Origin of the sequence: Snuella sedimenti, assembly GCF_016428595.1 — a bacterium.
Lineage (GTDB): Bacteria > Bacteroidota > Bacteroidia > Flavobacteriales > Flavobacteriaceae > Snuella > Snuella sedimenti.
This window is the reverse complement of sequence record NZ_JAELVQ010000008.1, coordinates 137,384-153,953: the sequence shown is the minus strand read 5'-3', so window position 1 is coordinate 153,953 and position 16,570 is coordinate 137,384. Positions and strand designations below refer to the sequence as shown.

Below are 16,570 nucleotides of genomic sequence, written 5' to 3'. Positions count from 1 at the left end.
CAAGAGTTGTCAAAATGAAGTGAAAAATGATATTTTTACCATAGCATAAATTTTGAAGTACGAAGAATGTATAAAGTTTTTGTAGGAGATAAACCCATAGTTTTGACTACTAAGGTTGAGAAAGAGTCTAATTTTAAAAACTATTTGCTCAATACGGTTAATATAGGGAAAGTGATAAAGGAACTCAATACAACGGGTTTAGAGGCTGTTAGACTTATTCATAAGAATGAAGATAAACTGCTTAAGAAATTCTTGAAAAAGTTGCCCAATGTAGTTGCAGGAGGAGGAAAGGTGTATAATGATGTTGGAGATATTTTGTTTATTTACCGTAATGATAAGTGGGATTTGCCAAAAGGGAAAGTGGAAGGCAATGAAACGATCGAAAAAACGGCCATTCGGGAAGTGACAGAAGAAACAGGGGTAGGTGGTTTGGAAATTACAAAACCCCTAGAAACAACGTATCATATTTTTAAACGTAATGGGCGTCACAAAATAAAGATTACCTATTGGTTTGAAATGAAGACCAGTTTTAAAGGCGATCTGTATGCACAAGAAGAAGAAGGCATAACGAAAGTTACCTGGTTAAATGGAAAGCAGACAGAAAAGGCTCTTGAAAATTCTTACGCTAACATAAAATTATTAGTATAAAATCTTGTGTTTTTACTTGTAAGCATAAGGTTTTTAGTGGGTTATGGTTTTGGTTGTTTTTGATGCAAAACTTATTAAAAAATACTACTTTTGATTTTGTAGTTTCACAATTACAACCAAATTGCTATACTTTAAACAACACCATGTTGTTTGTGAAAAAAATATCTCTCGCTTAATAATTTTAGATCGTTAGAAATGAAAAGTTATAAACTGTCATTTGGCTCTATTGCTATGCTTGATAATAACACGGTAGAGCTTATTATAGATGAGGGCGTTGAGGTAAATGAGGTCATGGTGGACGAATACCATGATTTTATAAGAACGTACATGGACAATCCGTGTTTTGTATTGGTAAACAAAGAGCATTCGTATAGCTTTAAGTTTGAGGCACAACGCATGATACACAACATTAAACAAATTAAGGCCATAGCCGTTTGTGTTAAAACCAGCGGAGCCTTAATGATGGTTGAAACAATAATCAATTTAAATAAGGGCAATGATTGGAATATTAAGGTGTTCCAAGATAGAACAGAGGCTATGGATTGGCTAGCCAGTCAACATTAACACTCTTCTTTACGCGATAGTCTATATCAAATATTTTTTCTTAGAGATGCCTCGTTGGATCGCTCTAATATGGTTGCTTTCTCAAACGTTTTAGTGGTTGGGTTTGCCAAATTAAGGGCATTATGGCTTGTTAATCTTTATATTAAGCTTAAATTTGCCGCTTCAAAATAAAGGGCATGACAGATTTTTTTAGAAAGCGCACAGCGAATGCAAAAAACGATATTTTAAGTGGAATAACCGTAGCATTGGCTTTGGTGCCCGAGGCTGTAGCCTTTGCATTTGTTGCAGGTGTCGATCCTTTGGTAGGGCTATACGCTGCGTTTATGATTGGTTTAATAACCTCTATCTTTGGAGGAAGACCGGGTATGATTAGTGGCGCAACCGGTGCCTTAGCCGTAGTGATGGTAAGTTTGGTGGCCGAAGGAAACGCTATGGGAGCAGGAGATGAGAATCTCGGACTTTATTACTTGTTTGCTACTGTTATTTTGATGGGGGCAATACAAATGCTGGCCGGAATCCTTAAACTTGGTAAGTTTGTACGACTGATACCCCACCCCGTAATGATGGGGTTTGTAAACGGTTTGGCAATTGTGATCTTTACTTCCCAGCTAGGGATGTTTAAAGATGTTGAAGGCAACTGGTTTACAGGATCGCAGCTTTGGATCATGGTTGCATTGGTAGGCTTAACCATGGGAATTATGTTCTTCTTGCCTAAAATAACCAAAAAACTCCCCGAAGCTTTAATCGGTATTTTGGTGGTATCGGCAATCGTTATTTTTGGGGACTTAGAAGTAGCTACCGTAGGTAGTTTTATCAGGGAACTTGGTGGTGAAGGCTTAAAAGGAGGCTTGCCCCAGTTTCAATTTGATATTTTTAATAAAGTACCGTTCAATTTACAAACCCTTAAGTTTATTTTTCCTTATGCCTTAATTTTGGCAGCTATTGGTTTGATAGAATCCTTAATGACCTTAAATTTGGTAGATGAGCTTACCGAAACCCGAGGTGATACCAACAGGGAGTGTATGGCCCAGGGTGGTGCCAATATCGTTACTGGTCTTTTTGGTGGTATGGGAGGTTGCGCCATGATAGGACAGTCGCTTATTAATATCAAATCGGGTGGACGTACACGTTTGTCGGGTATTGTTGCTGCCGTGCTATTATTGGTGTTTATTTTATTTGCATCCTCCTATATCGAGCAAATTCCTATTGCCGCTTTGGTAGGGGTTATGTTTATGGTTGTTATAGGGACTTTTGCCTGGAGTAGTTTTAGGATCCTTAATAAAATCCCTTTAAGCGATGTAGTTGTTTTGGTAGCGGTATCGGTGTTAACCGTTATTTTCGATCTGGCCATTGCTGTAATAGCAGGTGTTATTATTAGTGCTTTGGTGTTTTCTTGGGAAAATGCAAAACGCATTCGTGCCAGAAAGCGCATGCGCGAGGATGGTACTAAAGTATATGAAATTTGGGGGCCTTTGTTTTTTGGATCGATATTGGCCTTTAACGAAAAGTTTGATGTTAAGAACGACCCCGATCATGTGGAGATCGATTTTGTAGAGTCTCGTGTAAGCGATCATTCTGCCTTGGAAGCTATTTTTAATTTGGTGAACAAGTATGAAGCCGAAGGGAAATCCATTAAATTAAAGCATTTAAGCGAAGATTGTAAAGTGTTATTGTACAAGGCCAGTCCTAAATTTAGGGAGGTGGTTGTTGAGGCAGTAGACGATCCCCGATACCATTTGGCCGAAAATCCAGAAGCCTTTCCAAAGCCGCTTTCTACTTATAAGTTGTTGTAACTAACAAAAACTATTGTATATGTTTTTGTTATAAAGCATTGTGTTTAAGCACTGTTGTTGGTGCCAGGGGCGTGGTTTATCCTCCATGTTTTTCTTTAAAGTGGGGTATTTATGCTATAATCGCGCTATAACCACGCTATAACTATTGATTAAATGCCTTTTTGACCCGTCCTAAAAGTAACTATACTATGGAGTAAAGGTGAAGTATATATGAAGTAAAGGTGAAGGAGTAGCTTTTTAAAAAGTGGTTTAACCCGTTCTAAAATAAATTTACAGGTTAAATTAATATTAAGATTTTATTTTAAACAGACCTAATGAATTATAATTCTGTAGGTTTTTATAGGTATTTTGGTCTTCTTTATCTGCCAATATATGGGGAATAAATGTAATGTTGGGTTTACTTCTCATAATTGCTAAGTTAACAACTAGAAAACATTTTCTCTCAACTTTATGTCCTGTCTAAGTGTAGTAATTCCAGAGAAGTAAGTAAAGTAACCTTTTAAATGGGATATTTGTAAGGAGTATTACTTATAAAACGTATCCTCATCTACCAGGAGGGTTGTGAGCTCTACGGTATGGTTGTCGGGATCCTTTAGGTAGATGGAATGAAAGTAATGGTGGTCTTGGAATGTAAAGTCCTCACCTATAGTTTTAAAATGTTCCTGTGCTTTTTTAAAGTCGGTTTGCGATACGTTAAAAGCAAAATGATCGATCTTTACGTTTCTGGATAAAGGATTAAGCGGTTCGTGATCCAGGTTAGCTGGGAAAATGGCAAGCCCCGATTTGTTAGCCAGCATAAATACCGGATAGTCGCCCCACACTTCCAGCTGGTATTTTTTTAAACCCAGCACCTCGGAGTACCATGCCACCGACTTGTCCATGTCTTTAACACGAATAGCCACGTGATCCAGAAAATTAATATTAAAAGGTGTCATTATTTAATACGCACGCTTTTGGGGACTAACTTGGTGTAGTCGCCATGATTTCTAATAACATCACGAACAATAGACGAGGCAATATACGAGGTGTCTGCCGATGTTAATAAAAATACGGTTTCTATAGGTGCCAAATCTCGATTGGTGTGGGCAATGGCCTTTTCAAATTCAAAATCGGCCGGGTTCCTTAGTCCGCGTAATATAAAATCAACACCTATCTCTTTGCAATAGTCTACCGTTAGCCCTTGATAGGTGGCTACCTTTATTTTTGGTTCGTCCTTAAAAGCTTCTTTTATAAATCGTTTGCGCTCTTGAAGTGTAAACATGTATTTCTTATCGGAGTTCACTCCTATGGCGACAATAATTTCATCAAATAGGGTAACACCACGCTTAATAATATCGTAGTGCCCTAAGGTTAAGGGGTCAAAAGATCCTGGAAAGATGGCTCGCTTCATAGTGTTTTATTCGTTATAATAGGTTAACCCCAAAGGGTAGGGCAATGTGGGGCTTGTTTTATCGGTTATTACTGTTTAAAATTACGACTTTTATTGGTAAACTACCTCGGTACAAGCACACAAGGCATTTACAGGATATTATTTTTTGATTTCTAGGCAAGCTTCGGCGCATTCAAATTTCGATTATCGAGTAAAGCCTCTTCAATTGCATTGTTAAACAGCTCGTTTAGTGTAATGCCTGCAACGGCTGCCTGCTGGGGTAAAATGCTTTCTTTAGTTAAACCTGGAACGGTATTGATTTCAAGTAAGTGGGGCTCACCGTCCTTAAAGATGAATTCGCTTCTGGAAAAGCCTTTCATCTTTAGGATTTCATATATTTTTTTAGCCAACAAAGTAACTTTTTCTTCCTGCATTTTAGAAAGTCGGGCAGGGGTAATCTCTTTTGATTGGCCCAAGTATTTCGCTTTGTAGTCAAAAAAATCGTTGTCACTTACAATTTCGGTAATGGGTAATACTTTGGTTTCGCCTTTGTAGGTTATAACGCCAACCGATACTTCGGTGCCATCTAAAAACGATTCGATAATAATTTCATTGTCTTCCTTAAAAGCCGTGTCGACTGCTGCTTTTAGTTCTTCTTTTTTGTAGACTTTAGTTATACCAAAACTGCTTCCGGCTTTGTTAGCTTTTACAAAGCAAGGGAGGCCTACTTTGTTTACAATAGCTTCTTCATCAATTGTGTCACCAAGGTTAATATAGAACGATGTAGCCGTTTTAATGCCATAAGGTTTTAACACGCTTAGGCAGTCCCGTTTGTTAAAGGTTAAACAGGCTTGGTACATGCCACAACTGGTATGGGGTATGTTGAGCAGTTCAAAATAGCCTTGCATAAAGCCATCCTCCCCAGGTGAACCGTGTATGGCGTTGAATACACAGTGGAACGTTATTTTTTCGTTATCTAGTTGTACCGAAAAATCATCTTTATTAACAGGGTATTCCTTGTTGTTAGCATCTACGTATACCCACTTGTCCTTAAAAATATGAATACGATAGGCTTTGTACCTAGACCTGTCTAATGTTTCATAAACAACGTTTCCGCTTTTAAGGGAGATTTCATATTCGCTCGAATAGCCTCCCATGATGATGGCAATATTTTTTTTCACAGGCTTAAATTTTAATAATCACTTGATTAAACCACTTCAATTATAAAATTAAGAACGTGTTCAACCACTACGCTCTCCCATTAATACCTAATAATTAATTCCAAATTAGTCTAAAGTTTACAATAAAACGTATCTAATATTAGTTAAGCTAAAATATCATATAAATGGCAAAAGAAAAAGCAGTTCTGTTTTTATATATTTGCCTAATTGAAAATTCTATAGATGAGCATTATTAAATTTATTGTAAGCAAAACGTTCTTGAAACAAATTTTATTGGCCGTTGTTGCTGTGATCGTGTTGTGTTTCATTATGTTAAAATGGTTAAACGTATCGACAAACCATGGTAAGTTTGAAACTGTACCCGATTTAACCGGTAAGTCCATTGAGGTTGCCGAACTGGAGCTAAAGACAAATAAATTGGTAATGCAGATTCAGGATTCGGCAAATTATAATCCAGATTACCCTAAGTTTTCGGTGATAGAGCAAGAACCGATTGCCGGTACTAAAGTTAAGGAAAACCGAAAAATTTATATAACGCTTAACCCTTCTGGTTACCGTAAAGTGAAAGTCCCGAATTTATTGGAAAGTACCTTGCGCCAAGCAAGACCAACGTTAGAGGCTTTGGGCTTTAAGGTAGGGAAGCTAAGTTACGAGGACAATATAGGAAAGGATATAGTATTAAAGATGCAGCACAAGGGCAGATTAATACAGGAAGGTGATCTGTTACCAAAAACATCGGTAATCGATTTGGTACTTGGTAATGGCGTTAGGCCTTAATTTTTATAGAAACGATTACATTCTTAAAGCGGGTCGCACAAACACGTTTTTACAATTTAGCTTAACATGGAAGATAATACGCCACAATTGCCTGATGAAGATAACCTATACGAGCACCATGCATTTACTGTAGATAAAGGACAAGCCCCTTTGCGTATAGATAAGTACTTAATGAATTTTGTCGAGAACGCTACAAGAAATAAAATTCAGGCTGCGGCAAAGAACGGTAGCATTTTTGTAAATGATGTTCCCGTAAAATCAAGTTATAAAGTAAAACCTTTTGATTCTATTCGTGTGTTATTTACCCATCCGCCATACGAGAATTTGTTGGTGGGAGAGAACATAGATATTGATGTGGTTTATGAAGACGATGACTTACTTGTTGTTAACAAACCAGCAGGTATGGTTGTACATCCCGGTCATGGTAATTATTCAGGAACACTTATTAACGCGCTTATTTACAGGTTTGATAATTTGCCTAATAACTCCAGCGAACGTCCCGGACTGGTACACCGAATTGATAAGGATACTAGTGGCCTTTTGGTAATTGCGAAAACAGAACAAGCGATGACGCAATTGTCCTTGCAATTTGCAGAGAAAACAAGTGAACGGGAGTATGTGGCTATTGTTTGGGGCAACATGGAAGAGGATGAAGGAACGGTTGAAGGTAATATTGGACGTCACCCTAAAAACCGCCTTCAGAATACAGTGTTTTTAGACGATGAATCCGATAAGGGTAAGCCAGCCGTGACACACTATAAAGTATTGGAACGCTTAGGTTACGTTACCTTGGTGTCTTGTAAGTTGGAAACAGGACGTACCCACCAAATACGGGTACATATGAAGCACATAGGACATACCTTGTTTAATGACGAACGCTATGGTGGTGAAAAGATTTTAAAAGGAACTACTTTCACCAAATACAAGCAGTTTGTGGACAATTGTTTTAAAATATTACCCCGACAGGCTTTACATGCCAAAACATTGGGCTTTGTACATCCAACAACAGGAAAGTTTATGCAATTCGATACGCCTATTCCTGAGGATATGCAGCAATGTATTGAGAAATGGCGGGGCTATGCAAAGCATCAGGAAATGGAGTAGACTTAATTGGTTGTTGGTTATTGGTTGTTGGTTATTGGTAATTGGTGAAGAGTTATTAATCTGCATTCGATTGTTATTTTTTTAAAACATAGCGAGCTACGTTGTCAAAAATAGACGAAGAAATGCGGAAAAAGGGCGGAAAAGCCACTTTTGGGATTAGTGTTAAAAGGCCCTAGTTTAGCGGTTTATGTAATCTAAACTATATTTGGAGTATGTTAATAAAAGAAATCACACTTTTTACTAATAATATTCTAAGACAAAAAGAATTTTACCGGCATATTTTAGATTTCGAATTGGTCTTTGATTCTGCGGACAAAATAGCTTTCAATTCTGGGGATAGTGTATTGTCGTTCCAATACAAAGAAGCTGTAAAGCCTTCGCATTTGGCTTTCAATATTCCATCAAATAAAATTGAAGGTGCGTTACAATGGTTGCAAAGACGCGTTGAGATCTTACCTGATGGTGATAACTTGATTATAGACTTTAAGAACTGGAATGCAAAAGCTATCTATTTTTATGATGCCGATAAGAATATCATGGAGTTTATCGCTAGGAAAGACTTAGGGCTTAATAGTCGGGTTAATTTCTCGTCGGCATCTGTTTTATCTATTAGTGAAATTGGTATTGCGACAACAAATATCGAAGCAATCTATAATCAGATCAATGCCATTAAAGCCATTCCTGTTTTTGACGGTAATTTTCAACGTTTTTGCGCAGTGGGAAATGATATGGGCTTATTCATTTTAATTAACAAAACAGCTAAAAAATGGTTTCCAACACGGGAAGAAGCGTTCACATCGGAATTTATTATAAAAGGCGATTATAACTTTAGTTTTATAAACGGTGAAATAAAAGAAATATCGTAATTTAGTTTTTTTTTAATCTAAATGGAATAATGTGAGAGTGAACAGTTGCATTTGCTCTCAGATTTGAAATCGATATATTATCAACTAAAATTAAACGTGTGAAATTAGTACTGTCTCCAGCAAAATCACTTGACCTTGAAAGTAAAATACCGATAGCTTTAACCACCGAAGCTTGTTTTTTGGCCCAGGCCGAGCGTTTAAATAAACTGCTAAAAAAGAAATCGGCTAAGAGTTTATCGAAGCTCATGCATATTTCTGATGCTTTGGGGCAGTTAAATTATCAGCGTAACCAAGACTGGCATTTACCATTTACCACAGACAACGCAAGGCAAGCTGTTTATGCTTTTAGTGGTGATGTGTATAGGGGATTGGATGTTTATACCATTCCGCAAGAGAAGATAGAAATTATGCAAAATACCGTACGGATTATTTCGGGGTTATATGGTTTACTAAAGCCAACCGATCTCATCCAGCCGTACCGTCTGGAAATGGGAACCAAATTCCCAGTAGGTAAAAATAAAAACCTATACGAGTTTTGGAGAACAACCATTACAAAAGCTTTAAATGAAGAACTAGAGGATGATGAGCTGTTTTTAAATCTTGCTAGTAACGAGTATTTTAAAGCCATCGATAAGAAAGCCTTAAAAGTACCGGTTATAACTGCCAACTTTAAGGATTTTAAGAATGGTGAGTATAAAACCATTATGACCTTTGCTAAATTAGCGCGGGGGTATATGACCCGTTATGTAATTGATACCAATGCCCAGACCATTGACGATTTAAAAGGCTTTAATTACGAAGGCTATAATTTTAGTGAACCCATGTCTACAGACACCGAATTGGTTTTTATACGATAATCCAAAGCACAATTATGATCTTTTATTTGTCGGTTGCACTGCAAGCTTATTGCTTATATCACATGTACAAAAACAGGACGCCTTATTATTGGGCTTTTGTTATTTTATTTCTATCGGTCTTGGGGTGCTTAATTTATATCCTAACCCAAGTGTATAATAGGCGTGATGCAGAAAAGATCCAAGAAGGCATTATATCGGTTGTTAATCCAACCAAGCGTATAAAGGATCTGGAACATAAGCTTCAGTTTTCTGAAACCTATCAAAATAGGGTAAATCTGGCAGACGCTTATTTAGACATTCAAGACAACCAAAATGCCATTACACATTATTTGGAGGCTTTGGAGGACACCTCTCAAAACAATTTTTATGTTTATGGTAAGTTAATAGAGGCTTTTTATAACACACAAGATTACAAAAGTGTGATTGCGTATGCAGAAAAAATAAAGAACCAGCCGGAGTTCGGTAAGTCCAGAATACAGTTTTTGTATGGATTGGCACAAAGTGAATTGGGTAATTATGATGTGGCCGAAGCCAACCTGCGAGCCATCGACATACGTTATTCTTTTTATGAAGAACGATTAACGCTTGCTAAGTTTTTGTTGAACAGGCAAAAAAATGAGGATGCCAAGCTGTTGCTGGATGAGATCCATACAGAGTCACAAAATATGACGAAACCAAATAAAAAGCGTTTTAAGAGTGCCATAATTGAGGTGGAAAAGTTACTGCAAGACCTTAAATTGGTATAAAGGACGCTATTTTTTAGTTATTGGTTGTTAGGTATTGGTTATTAGTTGTTGGTTAATGGTTGTTAGTTAAAGGTTAAAGGTTAAAGGTTAATGGTTGTTGGTTAATTGTACCATGTAAGACTTATTAACTTTTAACAATTAACAAAAGCTAACCCAGTTGTCCAGGCGGTAATGTCCTTGCGTATCACAACTTATGGTTTTTCAATTCATAATGGTTTAGTTGGCTGTAGCGTTATTTAGCTTCAGCTTTACTGTCAATACTTATTTTGTTTTCAATGGATACCTTCTTTTTAATGCGTGGTCGCCTTACACCAAAAGTACCTCGGTAAATTTTGCCGCGTTTTGTTTTTTTGTCGCCTTTTCCCATAATTTAATGTATTTTGTGTTCAAACCAATAAAATACGAAAATTAGGCATTGCAGTCAAGGAAAATATGTTCTTTCATAAGCATCCATACAAACCATTTATAAACAGTGATACTACAAAATTAATTGTAGGCACATTGCCGCCACCACGTTTTAGTATGGGTGACCTTTTGGAGAAGGACGTCAATTTTTGTTATGGAAGCTATTACAATTCGTTATGGTTGTATATCGATGCCATACATGGTCTGAATTTACGTTATGATAATTCTAAAGAAGCGGTAGAACAGCGAAAACAATTTTTGTTACAGCATAAAATAGGCGTATGTGATATTGTTGAAAGCTGTAAGCGTGACAAAATAGATGCTTCCGATCTGGGTATGCAAAATATTAAGCTACGGGATGTTGTGGGCTATTTAAAACGTTATCCTAATGTCGATACCTTGTTGTTTACAGGCGGCAATAGTATAAACGGCCCAGAATACTTTTTTAGGAAGCATATTAAAGTGTATGGTATTCGATTGAAGGTAGTTTCTAATGAAATCCCGAGGATTCATCAATTTGAATTGCCTGTTATTGCTGACAGAGGGAAACAATCTGAAAGTTCTAAACGTATCATAAAAACAATATCTTTAACTTCGGCATCGGGAAGTGCCAACAGAGCCATAGGCAGTATGCCTTTATACAAGCAATTAAAAGCAAAGAACCCCAATTTTAGTACTTTCGATTTTAGGGTGATGCAGTATAGGGTGTTTTTTTAACTAGGGTCTGTTAACACTAATCCCAAAAGTGGCTTTTCCGCCCTTTTTTCCGCATTTCTTCGTCTATTTTTGACAACGTAGCCCGCTATGTTTTACAAAAATAACCTCGAAATCCGAAAAAATCATCAAAAAATCCATGCATTACGTTTAGTGTTAACAGACCCTAGAAAGTTATTTATTCGGTTATTTTAATATTACTATTAATTTCTAGTGTTTTTTCTATAAACAGCTCGTTCGTTTTAGGGCTAATGTAGATTTCGTTGTACGTATCATATTTAATAATCAAACCCTTTCGAGAAGTTGCAGGTTTTAATCCTACCCATAATGTTTTGCCTTTAATGATTTCTTTTATTCTGTCAGTGTGTATTTTACCACTAATAGGCCCACTTCTATAGGTCAGTTCGTTTTTGGACAGCTTATAATAGGTTCCGAATTGGATCCAAAATAATAATGCAACTACTGCTAGAATCAAAGTTATCCCCCAGTAATCAGTTTTTTTTATATGGTTCAAAGTCAATCTTGAAAATGCAACTCCAATAAGGAATAGGTTTAATCCTAATATCAAAGTAGTAAGCAAAGGGTCTTTTTTACTTTTAAATTTCATTTGTATGCCTTTTAATGAATGTAAATCAGTTGTCTTCTTCTAAATTTGCCAATAAAGAATCTTGTTTAATATATAGCAATTCGGCTGTTTCTATTAATTTTTTGGAGATATCGGCCACAATATCACTGTCGTTTGCTAAAGAGGTCGCCATCACACTACTTATTTTATTGTCTCTAATAAGCTTATCTAAAGTCCCATCTACCAAAGCATCATTTTTAACGGCTTTGCTTTTAAGTTTCTTTAGTTTTTTTGCATGCATTTCTGGATTGGAGTCTTGTCCGGTTATATATATTTCCCTTAGTACTTGCGATATTTTGTGTCTTAAACGGTTGTATTCTTTTCTTATATAAACGTTCTCGGAATTCATGTATTGGTTTACATTTTTTCTCAGTCCACGCACATTTTTTATGGTCTCTACAACATTGCGGTTGGCCAGTTTTATTAGGGTAAAGGCCTCCATGTTTTTGGGAGTTAACGAAAACTTACTTTGGGCCAGCGTTGCGTACTTTATTATTTTGCTGTAAATAATCTTAATTTTGTTGTAGTACTGCTCTTCTACATCAATTTCTAAACCTTCTTTTGATTTTGCCACGATCTTTTTTAATTTTTCTTGCCCTTTTATGTCTTCCCGATGTAAGTTAAGGCCATGTGAAACAATTTCGAAAGTAGCATTTTCAAACAAACGTCTGCTTTCATCCAAAAGCGCTTTGAGTGCTGTTTGCGGATAGGCTAAAATACTATCGTTAAGGTATACCGGATAGGCTATCGTGTCCTTGTTGCTTAATTTTTCAACAAAAAATCTATTTAATAGTTTAATTATAGAGGGTATGAATGGAATCATTATTAGCACCCCTAAAACATTAAAGATAGTATGAAAAATGGAAAGTTTAAAGATATAGTTAGTGTCCGATATCCCAATCAAAGCCGATATATCATCAACTAGTATGCTCAGTAAGTTGATAAAAGCCAAGGCAACGAGCCCCGTTACCAGATTGAAAATGAAATGTGCTCCGGCCAAACGTTTGCCGGAAACATTGGTACCTAAAGATCCCAGAATTGCAGTAATGGTTGTTCCTATATTTGCTCCAATAGCCAATGCTAATGAGTTGTTGTAGGTTATATGCCCAACGGCAAGTGCTGTAAGTATTAAGGCCATGGCGGCACTACTGGATTGTAAAATAAGCGTTACGAGTACGCCTATAAAAGTAAATACAATAAGCCCCCAAAACCCAGTCATGGCATAATCGGTTAAGTCAATACGATCCTGGTAAATGTCGAATCCTACTTTCATATAATCGATACCTAAGAAAAAGAATCCCAATCCAGCGAGTATATAACCAAAGCCTTTTAGATTCTTGGATTTTTGAAAAATGAACAAGACACCAAAGGCGATCATGGGTAATGCAAAGGCGGAGACCTTTATTTTTAATCCGAAAATGGATACGAGCCAAGCCGTTGCAGTAGTGCCTATATTGGCACCAAAAATAATGCCGATACCTGCATATAGTTCTATTAAACCAGCACTTAAAAAAGCAATGGTAATGACACTAATAAGCGAGCTGGACTGTAATAGTGCAGTGGTTACAAAACCTAAACCAATACTTTTGTATAGTTTGTTTGTGGCTCTTACCAGTAATTTTTGCAAAGGACCTTCCACAAAGGTGTTAAAACCTTGTTCCAACATCGTCATTCCTAAAAGTAAAATGGCTATACCCGCTGCAATATCTTTCATAGTGGGGTTTATGAATAATGCCCAAGCTAGTAGGCATAAAATAAGCGGAAAGAATAACTTTTTAAACATTTTGAGGCCTTCTGGTTAGTACCATTTCGACTTTAAATTTACACAGATAAAATGCGCCTTTTTGCACTATACATCATCACAAAAATAAACCGTAGCGACAGCTATGCTTGATTCTTCTTTTTCGTCTAGCACAAAAATCCATCATTTTCTTTTGAGCAAATTTGAATTCGAATTGGCAAAAAAGGGATTACCAATCTAATTTAGGCTATTTTTTTTATAAAGCCAAGCAGATGTCTTTAATCGAAGAAATAAGGTGTATCTTTGCATTTCAAAATAAATGACATTAGAATAGATTGTCATTTTGCAAACAATTTATATGTCATTTAATACACTAGGCCTATCTCAGGCCTTGCTAAAGGCGATTAGCAAAAAGGGATACACAACACCATCGCCGATTCAAAAAAAAGCCATACCAGTTATTTTAGAGCAAAAGGACGTTTTGGCATCAGCTCAAACCGGGACGGGAAAGACCGCTGGGTTTACTTTACCGTTATTGCAGAGGCTTGCAGAAACTCAAAAGGCAAAGTACAGGCCTATTCGGGCACTTATTTTAACGCCAACTCGTGAGTTGGCTGCACAAGTATATGCAAATGTTAGGGAATATAGTGAGTTTTTGAATTTACGAAGTACCGTAATTTTTGGAGGTGTTAATCAAAACCCACAGATAGCTACAATTAAACAAGGCGTGGATGTTTTGGTTGCAACTCCGGGGCGCTTATTAGATTTGCAAAATCAAGGTGTAATATCTTTAAAACGGGTTGAGGTTTTTGTATTGGATGAAGCTGATAGAATGTTGGATATGGGATTTTTGCGAGATATTGAGCGCATTATAAAATTAATGCCAGAACAAAGGCAGAACCTTATGTTTTCGGCAACATTCTCTCCCGATATTAAAAAATTAGCACGAGGTATTTTAACGAATCCTGTACAGGTTGAGGTGACCCCTGAAAATAGTACGGTTGATGCTATTGCCCAAAAAGTATATCGTGTGGCTAAAGGATTGAAAACCGATTTAATTATTAAATTGATTTCTGAAGGTAACTGGAAACAGGTACTTGTTTTTACCCGAACTAAACATGGGGCAAATAAGCTTTGTAAAAAAATGGTTGCTGCGGGTATTACAACTGCGGCAATACATGGCAATAAAAGCCAATCAGCTAGAACTAAAGCTTTATCGGGGTTTAAAAAAGGAAGTGTGCGCGTTTTAGTAGCAACCGATATTGCGGCAAGGGGGTTGGACATTCCGCTATTACCGCATGTAGTTAATTTTGAATTGCCAAACATTCCTGAAGATTATGTGCATAGAATAGGCAGAACTGGTAGGGCTGGAGCTAGTGGTGAAGCAATCTCTTTGGTTAGTGCGGATGAAACAACTTACTTACAAGCTATTGAAAAGCTTATTGGGATGACCTTGCCAATAGAAATAGTTGCCGGGTTTGAGCCAGACCCGAATGCTTCTACATTGCCAGAGAAAAGGCAGCAAGGACCAAGAAATTCTAATGCAAGGAGAACGCAAGGCAACAGACAAAATAATAGAAATGATAGGCGGCCTAAGCAGAATAATGCTAAACGTTCTAACAAAAGAAGTCATTGAACGCCATGAGAAGGAGTTTAAGGGATAAGATCATTGCGGTTTGCGATAAAAAAATACAGACCAAAGGTGAAGGTGTAGGGATTTCTTTCTATGCATTTTTTAAAAATAAAAATGACGACCCTGAATTGTTAATGGAAGCGGCTACTTGGTGGATTATAACCCACAAGTTGGATCATTTTGAAAAAGCTGTGAAAATTAAGGAATTAGTTGATAAAAAATAATGGAAACACAACCCAATAATCCTTTACATGGTGTAAAGCTTGAACAGATTATAAATGATTTGGTTACACACTACGGATGGGAGTATATGGGGCACATTATTAAAATAAAATGCTTTAACAGCAATCCATCAGTAAAATCAAGTTTAAAGTTTTTACGTAGAACGCCTTGGGCAAGAGCAAAAGTAGAGACAATGTATTTAAATATGTTGAAGCAAGTAGGTCAAACAAAATCATAACGCTCCAAAAAATATTTTTCAGAGCGTCTTTTTTTTGCAAAGGCTAATCTTCTTTTTTCTTTTTTTTGTTTTTGCCTCCTTGTAAACTCGCTTTGAATTCATCTATTGTAACTTTGCCGTCTGAGTTTGCGTCCATTTTAGCAAATCTTTTTTCCAATACTTCTGGCTTTATTTCATTTCGTCTCTTTTTAGCTTTAAATTCTTCTAGGTTAATAGATTTATCATTGTTAGAGTCGAATGAAGCAAACATTTTGTCAATATTGGGCTTCTTTTTTTCTTGGGCGTTAGCAAAGGAACAGATAGAGAGCCCTAAGATAAAAACACCGATTTTTAATTGTTTTGAAGTCATTATAGATATATTAAAGTTAATTAGCTCATAAGACTTTATTTTATTAAAAAGGTTTAATTGAACTCATCTTGACTTTTCCTATTTCCTAAAAAATGGCTCAAATTCGTTCATATTTCGTTACTTTTTTTATTCGTAGCGATGCTATGATTTTCAAAAAGTGCCTCATCTGAACGAATTTTTTCTCATTTTCGGTTAAAAAACAAAAAGTCAAGATGAGTTCTTGTAAAAAGAATGTATGTGGTTCTTTTTAGGGCACATTTTTATTTAGAAACTGTCTTTTAATTGCCTTAGGCCTTCATAAACAGTAATGCTTACAGCATTGGCTAGGTTGAGGCTTCTAATATGGTTGCTGTATAATGGGATTTTAAAAAGTTTATCTGTTTGTTGTTCGACGATTGTTTTGGGTAGGCCTACCGATTCTTTTCCGAAAACAAGAAATAGGTTGTCTTCAAAAGGAATCTCCCAATGTTGTTTTGTGCCGTGACTGGAAAGAAATACCATTTTTTCATTCTTGTTGCGTTTAAAGAAATCCTCACTGTTTTCGTAATATGTTATGTTTACATGTGGCCAGTAATCTAAACCAGCTCGTTTTAAACGGCTGTCGTTAATCTCAAACCCAAATGGTTTTACCAGATGTAAATTAGAACCAGAAGCTAAAGCTAATCGACCTATGTTTCCTGTATTGTTTGGTATTTCCGGTTCTATTAGAACAATGTTTAAAGGCATGTCTTTTTGTTT

20 protein-coding genes are annotated in these 16,570 nt (G+C 36.5%); 12 read left to right on the top strand and 8 right to left on the bottom strand.

What is annotated here, in order from left to right:
* The first annotated feature begins 66 nt into the window (after positions 1 to 66).
* The 3 genes from JF259_RS08460 (at position 67) to JF259_RS08450 (ending at position 3,005) form a co-directional block, all read left to right on the top strand.
* Positions 67 to 648 (top strand): NUDIX hydrolase, encoded by a 582-nt coding sequence (locus tag JF259_RS08460; RefSeq protein WP_199114883.1) that lies wholly within the window; start codon positions 67 to 69, stop codon positions 646 to 648.
* A 195-nt stretch (positions 649 to 843) separates the two neighbouring features.
* Positions 844 to 1,212, top strand: a complete 369-nt coding sequence (locus JF259_RS08455; protein WP_199114882.1) for a DUF7793 family protein — start codon at positions 844 to 846, stop codon at positions 1,210 to 1,212.
* A 176-nt stretch (positions 1,213 to 1,388) separates the two neighbouring features.
* The gene (locus JF259_RS08450) at positions 1,389 to 3,005 is read left to right on the top strand and encodes a SulP family inorganic anion transporter (RefSeq protein ID WP_199114881.1); all 1,617 of its coding nucleotides are present in this window, start codon (positions 1,389 to 1,391) and stop codon (positions 3,003 to 3,005) included.
* Between the two features lie 524 nt (positions 3,006 to 3,529).
* On the opposite strand, the gene JF259_RS08445 is transcribed toward JF259_RS08450, so the two are convergent.
* The 3 genes from JF259_RS08445 to JF259_RS08435 all read right to left on the bottom strand — a co-directional run bounded on the left by JF259_RS08445 (position 3,530) and on the right by JF259_RS08435 (position 5,555).
* The gene (locus JF259_RS08445; RefSeq protein ID WP_199114880.1) at positions 3,530 to 3,940 is read right to left on the bottom strand and encodes a VOC family protein; all 411 of its coding nucleotides are present in this window, start codon (positions 3,938 to 3,940) and stop codon (positions 3,530 to 3,532) included.
* Positions 3,940 to 4,395 carry a pantetheine-phosphate adenylyltransferase gene (coaD, locus tag JF259_RS08440; RefSeq protein WP_199114879.1) on the bottom strand — a complete coding sequence of 152 codons (456 nt, stop codon included), beginning with the start codon at positions 4,393 to 4,395 and terminating at the stop codon, positions 3,940 to 3,942. Before coaD ends, JF259_RS08445 begins: the two co-directional genes overlap by 1 nt.
* A 152-nt stretch (positions 4,396 to 4,547) precedes the next feature.
* Positions 4,548 to 5,555: a D-alanine--D-alanine ligase gene (locus JF259_RS08435; RefSeq protein WP_199114878.1), complete on the bottom strand. Its 1,008-nt coding sequence runs from the start codon at positions 5,553 to 5,555 to the stop codon at positions 4,548 to 4,550.
* 222 nt (positions 5,556 to 5,777) lie between these two features.
* Here JF259_RS08435 and JF259_RS08430 point away from each other — a divergent pair, with 222 nt between their 5' ends.
* From JF259_RS08430 to JF259_RS08410, 5 genes are all read left to right on the top strand, one after another.
* Positions 5,778 to 6,332: a PASTA domain-containing protein gene (locus JF259_RS08430; RefSeq protein ID WP_199114877.1), complete on the top strand. Its 555-nt coding sequence runs from the start codon at positions 5,778 to 5,780 to the stop codon at positions 6,330 to 6,332.
* 66 nt (positions 6,333 to 6,398) lie between these two features.
* On the top strand, positions 6,399 to 7,436 hold the full coding sequence (locus tag JF259_RS08425; RefSeq protein ID WP_199114876.1) for an RluA family pseudouridine synthase: 1,038 nt from the start codon (positions 6,399 to 6,401) through the stop codon (positions 7,434 to 7,436).
* 212 nt (positions 7,437 to 7,648) lie between these two features.
* Positions 7,649 to 8,302, top strand: a complete 654-nt coding sequence (locus tag JF259_RS08420; protein WP_199114875.1) for a VOC family protein — start codon at positions 7,649 to 7,651, stop codon at positions 8,300 to 8,302.
* A 98-nt stretch (positions 8,303 to 8,400) separates the two neighbouring features.
* Entirely contained in the window at positions 8,401 to 9,159 is a 759-nt protein-coding gene (yaaA, locus tag JF259_RS08415; protein WP_199114874.1) for a peroxide stress protein YaaA, read from the top strand.
* A 14-nt stretch (positions 9,160 to 9,173) separates the two neighbouring features.
* A complete protein-coding gene (locus JF259_RS08410) occupies positions 9,174 to 9,905 on the top strand; it encodes a hypothetical protein (protein ID WP_199114873.1) in 732 nt (243 codons plus the stop codon).
* 232 nt (positions 9,906 to 10,137) lie between these two features.
* Here the strand turns inward: JF259_RS08410 and JF259_RS08405 are convergent, their stop codons facing one another.
* Complete coding sequence (locus JF259_RS08405; RefSeq protein WP_199114872.1) at positions 10,138 to 10,272, bottom strand: 30S ribosomal protein THX; 135 nt, start codon at positions 10,270 to 10,272, stop codon at positions 10,138 to 10,140.
* Positions 10,273 to 10,337: 65 nt separating this feature from the next.
* Here JF259_RS08405 and JF259_RS08400 point away from each other — a divergent pair, with 65 nt between their 5' ends.
* The gene (locus tag JF259_RS08400) at positions 10,338 to 11,027 is read left to right on the top strand and encodes a uracil-DNA glycosylase family protein (protein WP_199114871.1); all 690 of its coding nucleotides are present in this window, start codon (positions 10,338 to 10,340) and stop codon (positions 11,025 to 11,027) included.
* Between the two features lie 175 nt (positions 11,028 to 11,202).
* On the opposite strand, the gene JF259_RS08395 is transcribed toward JF259_RS08400, so the two are convergent.
* The gene (locus JF259_RS08395; RefSeq protein WP_199114870.1) at positions 11,203 to 11,631 is read right to left on the bottom strand and encodes a PH domain-containing protein; all 429 of its coding nucleotides are present in this window, start codon (positions 11,629 to 11,631) and stop codon (positions 11,203 to 11,205) included.
* Positions 11,632 to 11,656: 25 nt separating this feature from the next.
* The gene (locus tag JF259_RS08390) at positions 11,657 to 13,363 is read right to left on the bottom strand and encodes a Na/Pi cotransporter family protein (protein ID WP_233164173.1); all 1,707 of its coding nucleotides are present in this window, start codon (positions 13,361 to 13,363) and stop codon (positions 11,657 to 11,659) included.
* 385 nt (positions 13,364 to 13,748) lie between these two features.
* Between JF259_RS08390 and JF259_RS08385 the strand changes: the two genes are divergently transcribed.
* Genes JF259_RS08385 through JF259_RS08375 form a run of 3 tightly spaced genes read left to right on the top strand, consistent with a single transcriptional unit; the run spans position 13,749 to position 15,483 of the window.
* Positions 13,749 to 15,026: a DEAD/DEAH box helicase gene (locus tag JF259_RS08385; protein ID WP_199114868.1), complete on the top strand. Its 1,278-nt coding sequence runs from the start codon at positions 13,749 to 13,751 to the stop codon at positions 15,024 to 15,026.
* Between the two features lie 5 nt (positions 15,027 to 15,031).
* A complete protein-coding gene (locus JF259_RS08380) occupies positions 15,032 to 15,247 on the top strand; it encodes a DUF6500 family protein (protein WP_199114867.1) in 216 nt (71 codons plus the stop codon).
* On the top strand, positions 15,247 to 15,483 hold the full coding sequence (locus JF259_RS08375; protein ID WP_199114866.1) for a VF530 family protein: 237 nt from the start codon (positions 15,247 to 15,249) through the stop codon (positions 15,481 to 15,483). Before JF259_RS08380 ends, JF259_RS08375 begins: the two co-directional genes overlap by 1 nt.
* A gap of 43 nt (positions 15,484 to 15,526) precedes the next feature.
* Here the strand turns inward: JF259_RS08375 and JF259_RS08370 are convergent, their stop codons facing one another.
* Both JF259_RS08370 and JF259_RS08365 read right to left on the bottom strand, forming a co-directional pair.
* Positions 15,527 to 15,832: an EF-hand domain-containing protein gene (locus JF259_RS08370; protein WP_199114865.1), complete on the bottom strand. Its 306-nt coding sequence runs from the start codon at positions 15,830 to 15,832 to the stop codon at positions 15,527 to 15,529.
* Positions 15,833 to 16,096: 264 nt separating this feature from the next.
* On the bottom strand, positions 16,097 to 16,558 hold the full coding sequence (locus tag JF259_RS08365) for a tRNA (cytidine(34)-2'-O)-methyltransferase (RefSeq protein ID WP_199114864.1): 462 nt from the start codon (positions 16,556 to 16,558) through the stop codon (positions 16,097 to 16,099).
* Positions 16,559 to 16,570: the final 12 nt, after the last annotated feature.

Coding starts and splice junctions, on each gene's coding strand:
- JF259_RS08430 (WP_199114877.1), top strand. CDS start 5,778: ATGAGCATTATTAAATTTATTGTAAGCAAAACGTTCTTGAAACAAATT.
- JF259_RS08370 (WP_199114865.1), bottom strand. CDS start 15,832: ATGACTTCAAAACAATTAAAAATCGGTGTTTTTATCTTAGGGCTCTCT.
- JF259_RS08450 (WP_199114881.1), top strand. CDS start 1,389: ATGACAGATTTTTTTAGAAAGCGCACAGCGAATGCAAAAAACGATATT.
- JF259_RS08455 (WP_199114882.1), top strand. CDS start 844: ATGAAAAGTTATAAACTGTCATTTGGCTCTATTGCTATGCTTGATAAT.
- JF259_RS08460 (WP_199114883.1), top strand. CDS start 67: ATGTATAAAGTTTTTGTAGGAGATAAACCCATAGTTTTGACTACTAAG.
- coaD (WP_199114879.1), bottom strand. CDS start 4,395: ATGAAGCGAGCCATCTTTCCAGGATCTTTTGACCCCTTAACCTTAGGG.
- JF259_RS08385 (WP_199114868.1), top strand. CDS start 13,749: ATGTCATTTAATACACTAGGCCTATCTCAGGCCTTGCTAAAGGCGATT.
- JF259_RS08390 (WP_233164173.1), bottom strand. CDS start 13,363: ATGAAAGATATTGCAGCGGGTATAGCCATTTTACTTTTAGGAATGACG.
- JF259_RS08445 (WP_199114880.1), bottom strand. CDS start 3,940: ATGACACCTTTTAATATTAATTTTCTGGATCACGTGGCTATTCGTGTT.
- JF259_RS08425 (WP_199114876.1), top strand. CDS start 6,399: ATGGAAGATAATACGCCACAATTGCCTGATGAAGATAACCTATACGAG.
- JF259_RS08410 (WP_199114873.1), top strand. CDS start 9,174: ATGATCTTTTATTTGTCGGTTGCACTGCAAGCTTATTGCTTATATCAC.
- JF259_RS08365 (WP_199114864.1), bottom strand. CDS start 16,558: ATGCCTTTAAACATTGTTCTAATAGAACCGGAAATACCAAACAATACA.
- JF259_RS08395 (WP_199114870.1), bottom strand. CDS start 11,631: ATGAAATTTAAAAGTAAAAAAGACCCTTTGCTTACTACTTTGATATTA.
- JF259_RS08420 (WP_199114875.1), top strand. CDS start 7,649: ATGTTAATAAAAGAAATCACACTTTTTACTAATAATATTCTAAGACAA.
- JF259_RS08380 (WP_199114867.1), top strand. CDS start 15,032: ATGAGAAGGAGTTTAAGGGATAAGATCATTGCGGTTTGCGATAAAAAA.
- JF259_RS08400 (WP_199114871.1), top strand. CDS start 10,338: ATGTTCTTTCATAAGCATCCATACAAACCATTTATAAACAGTGATACT.
- JF259_RS08375 (WP_199114866.1), top strand. CDS start 15,247: ATGGAAACACAACCCAATAATCCTTTACATGGTGTAAAGCTTGAACAG.
- JF259_RS08405 (WP_199114872.1), bottom strand. CDS start 10,272: ATGGGAAAAGGCGACAAAAAAACAAAACGCGGCAAAATTTACCGAGGT.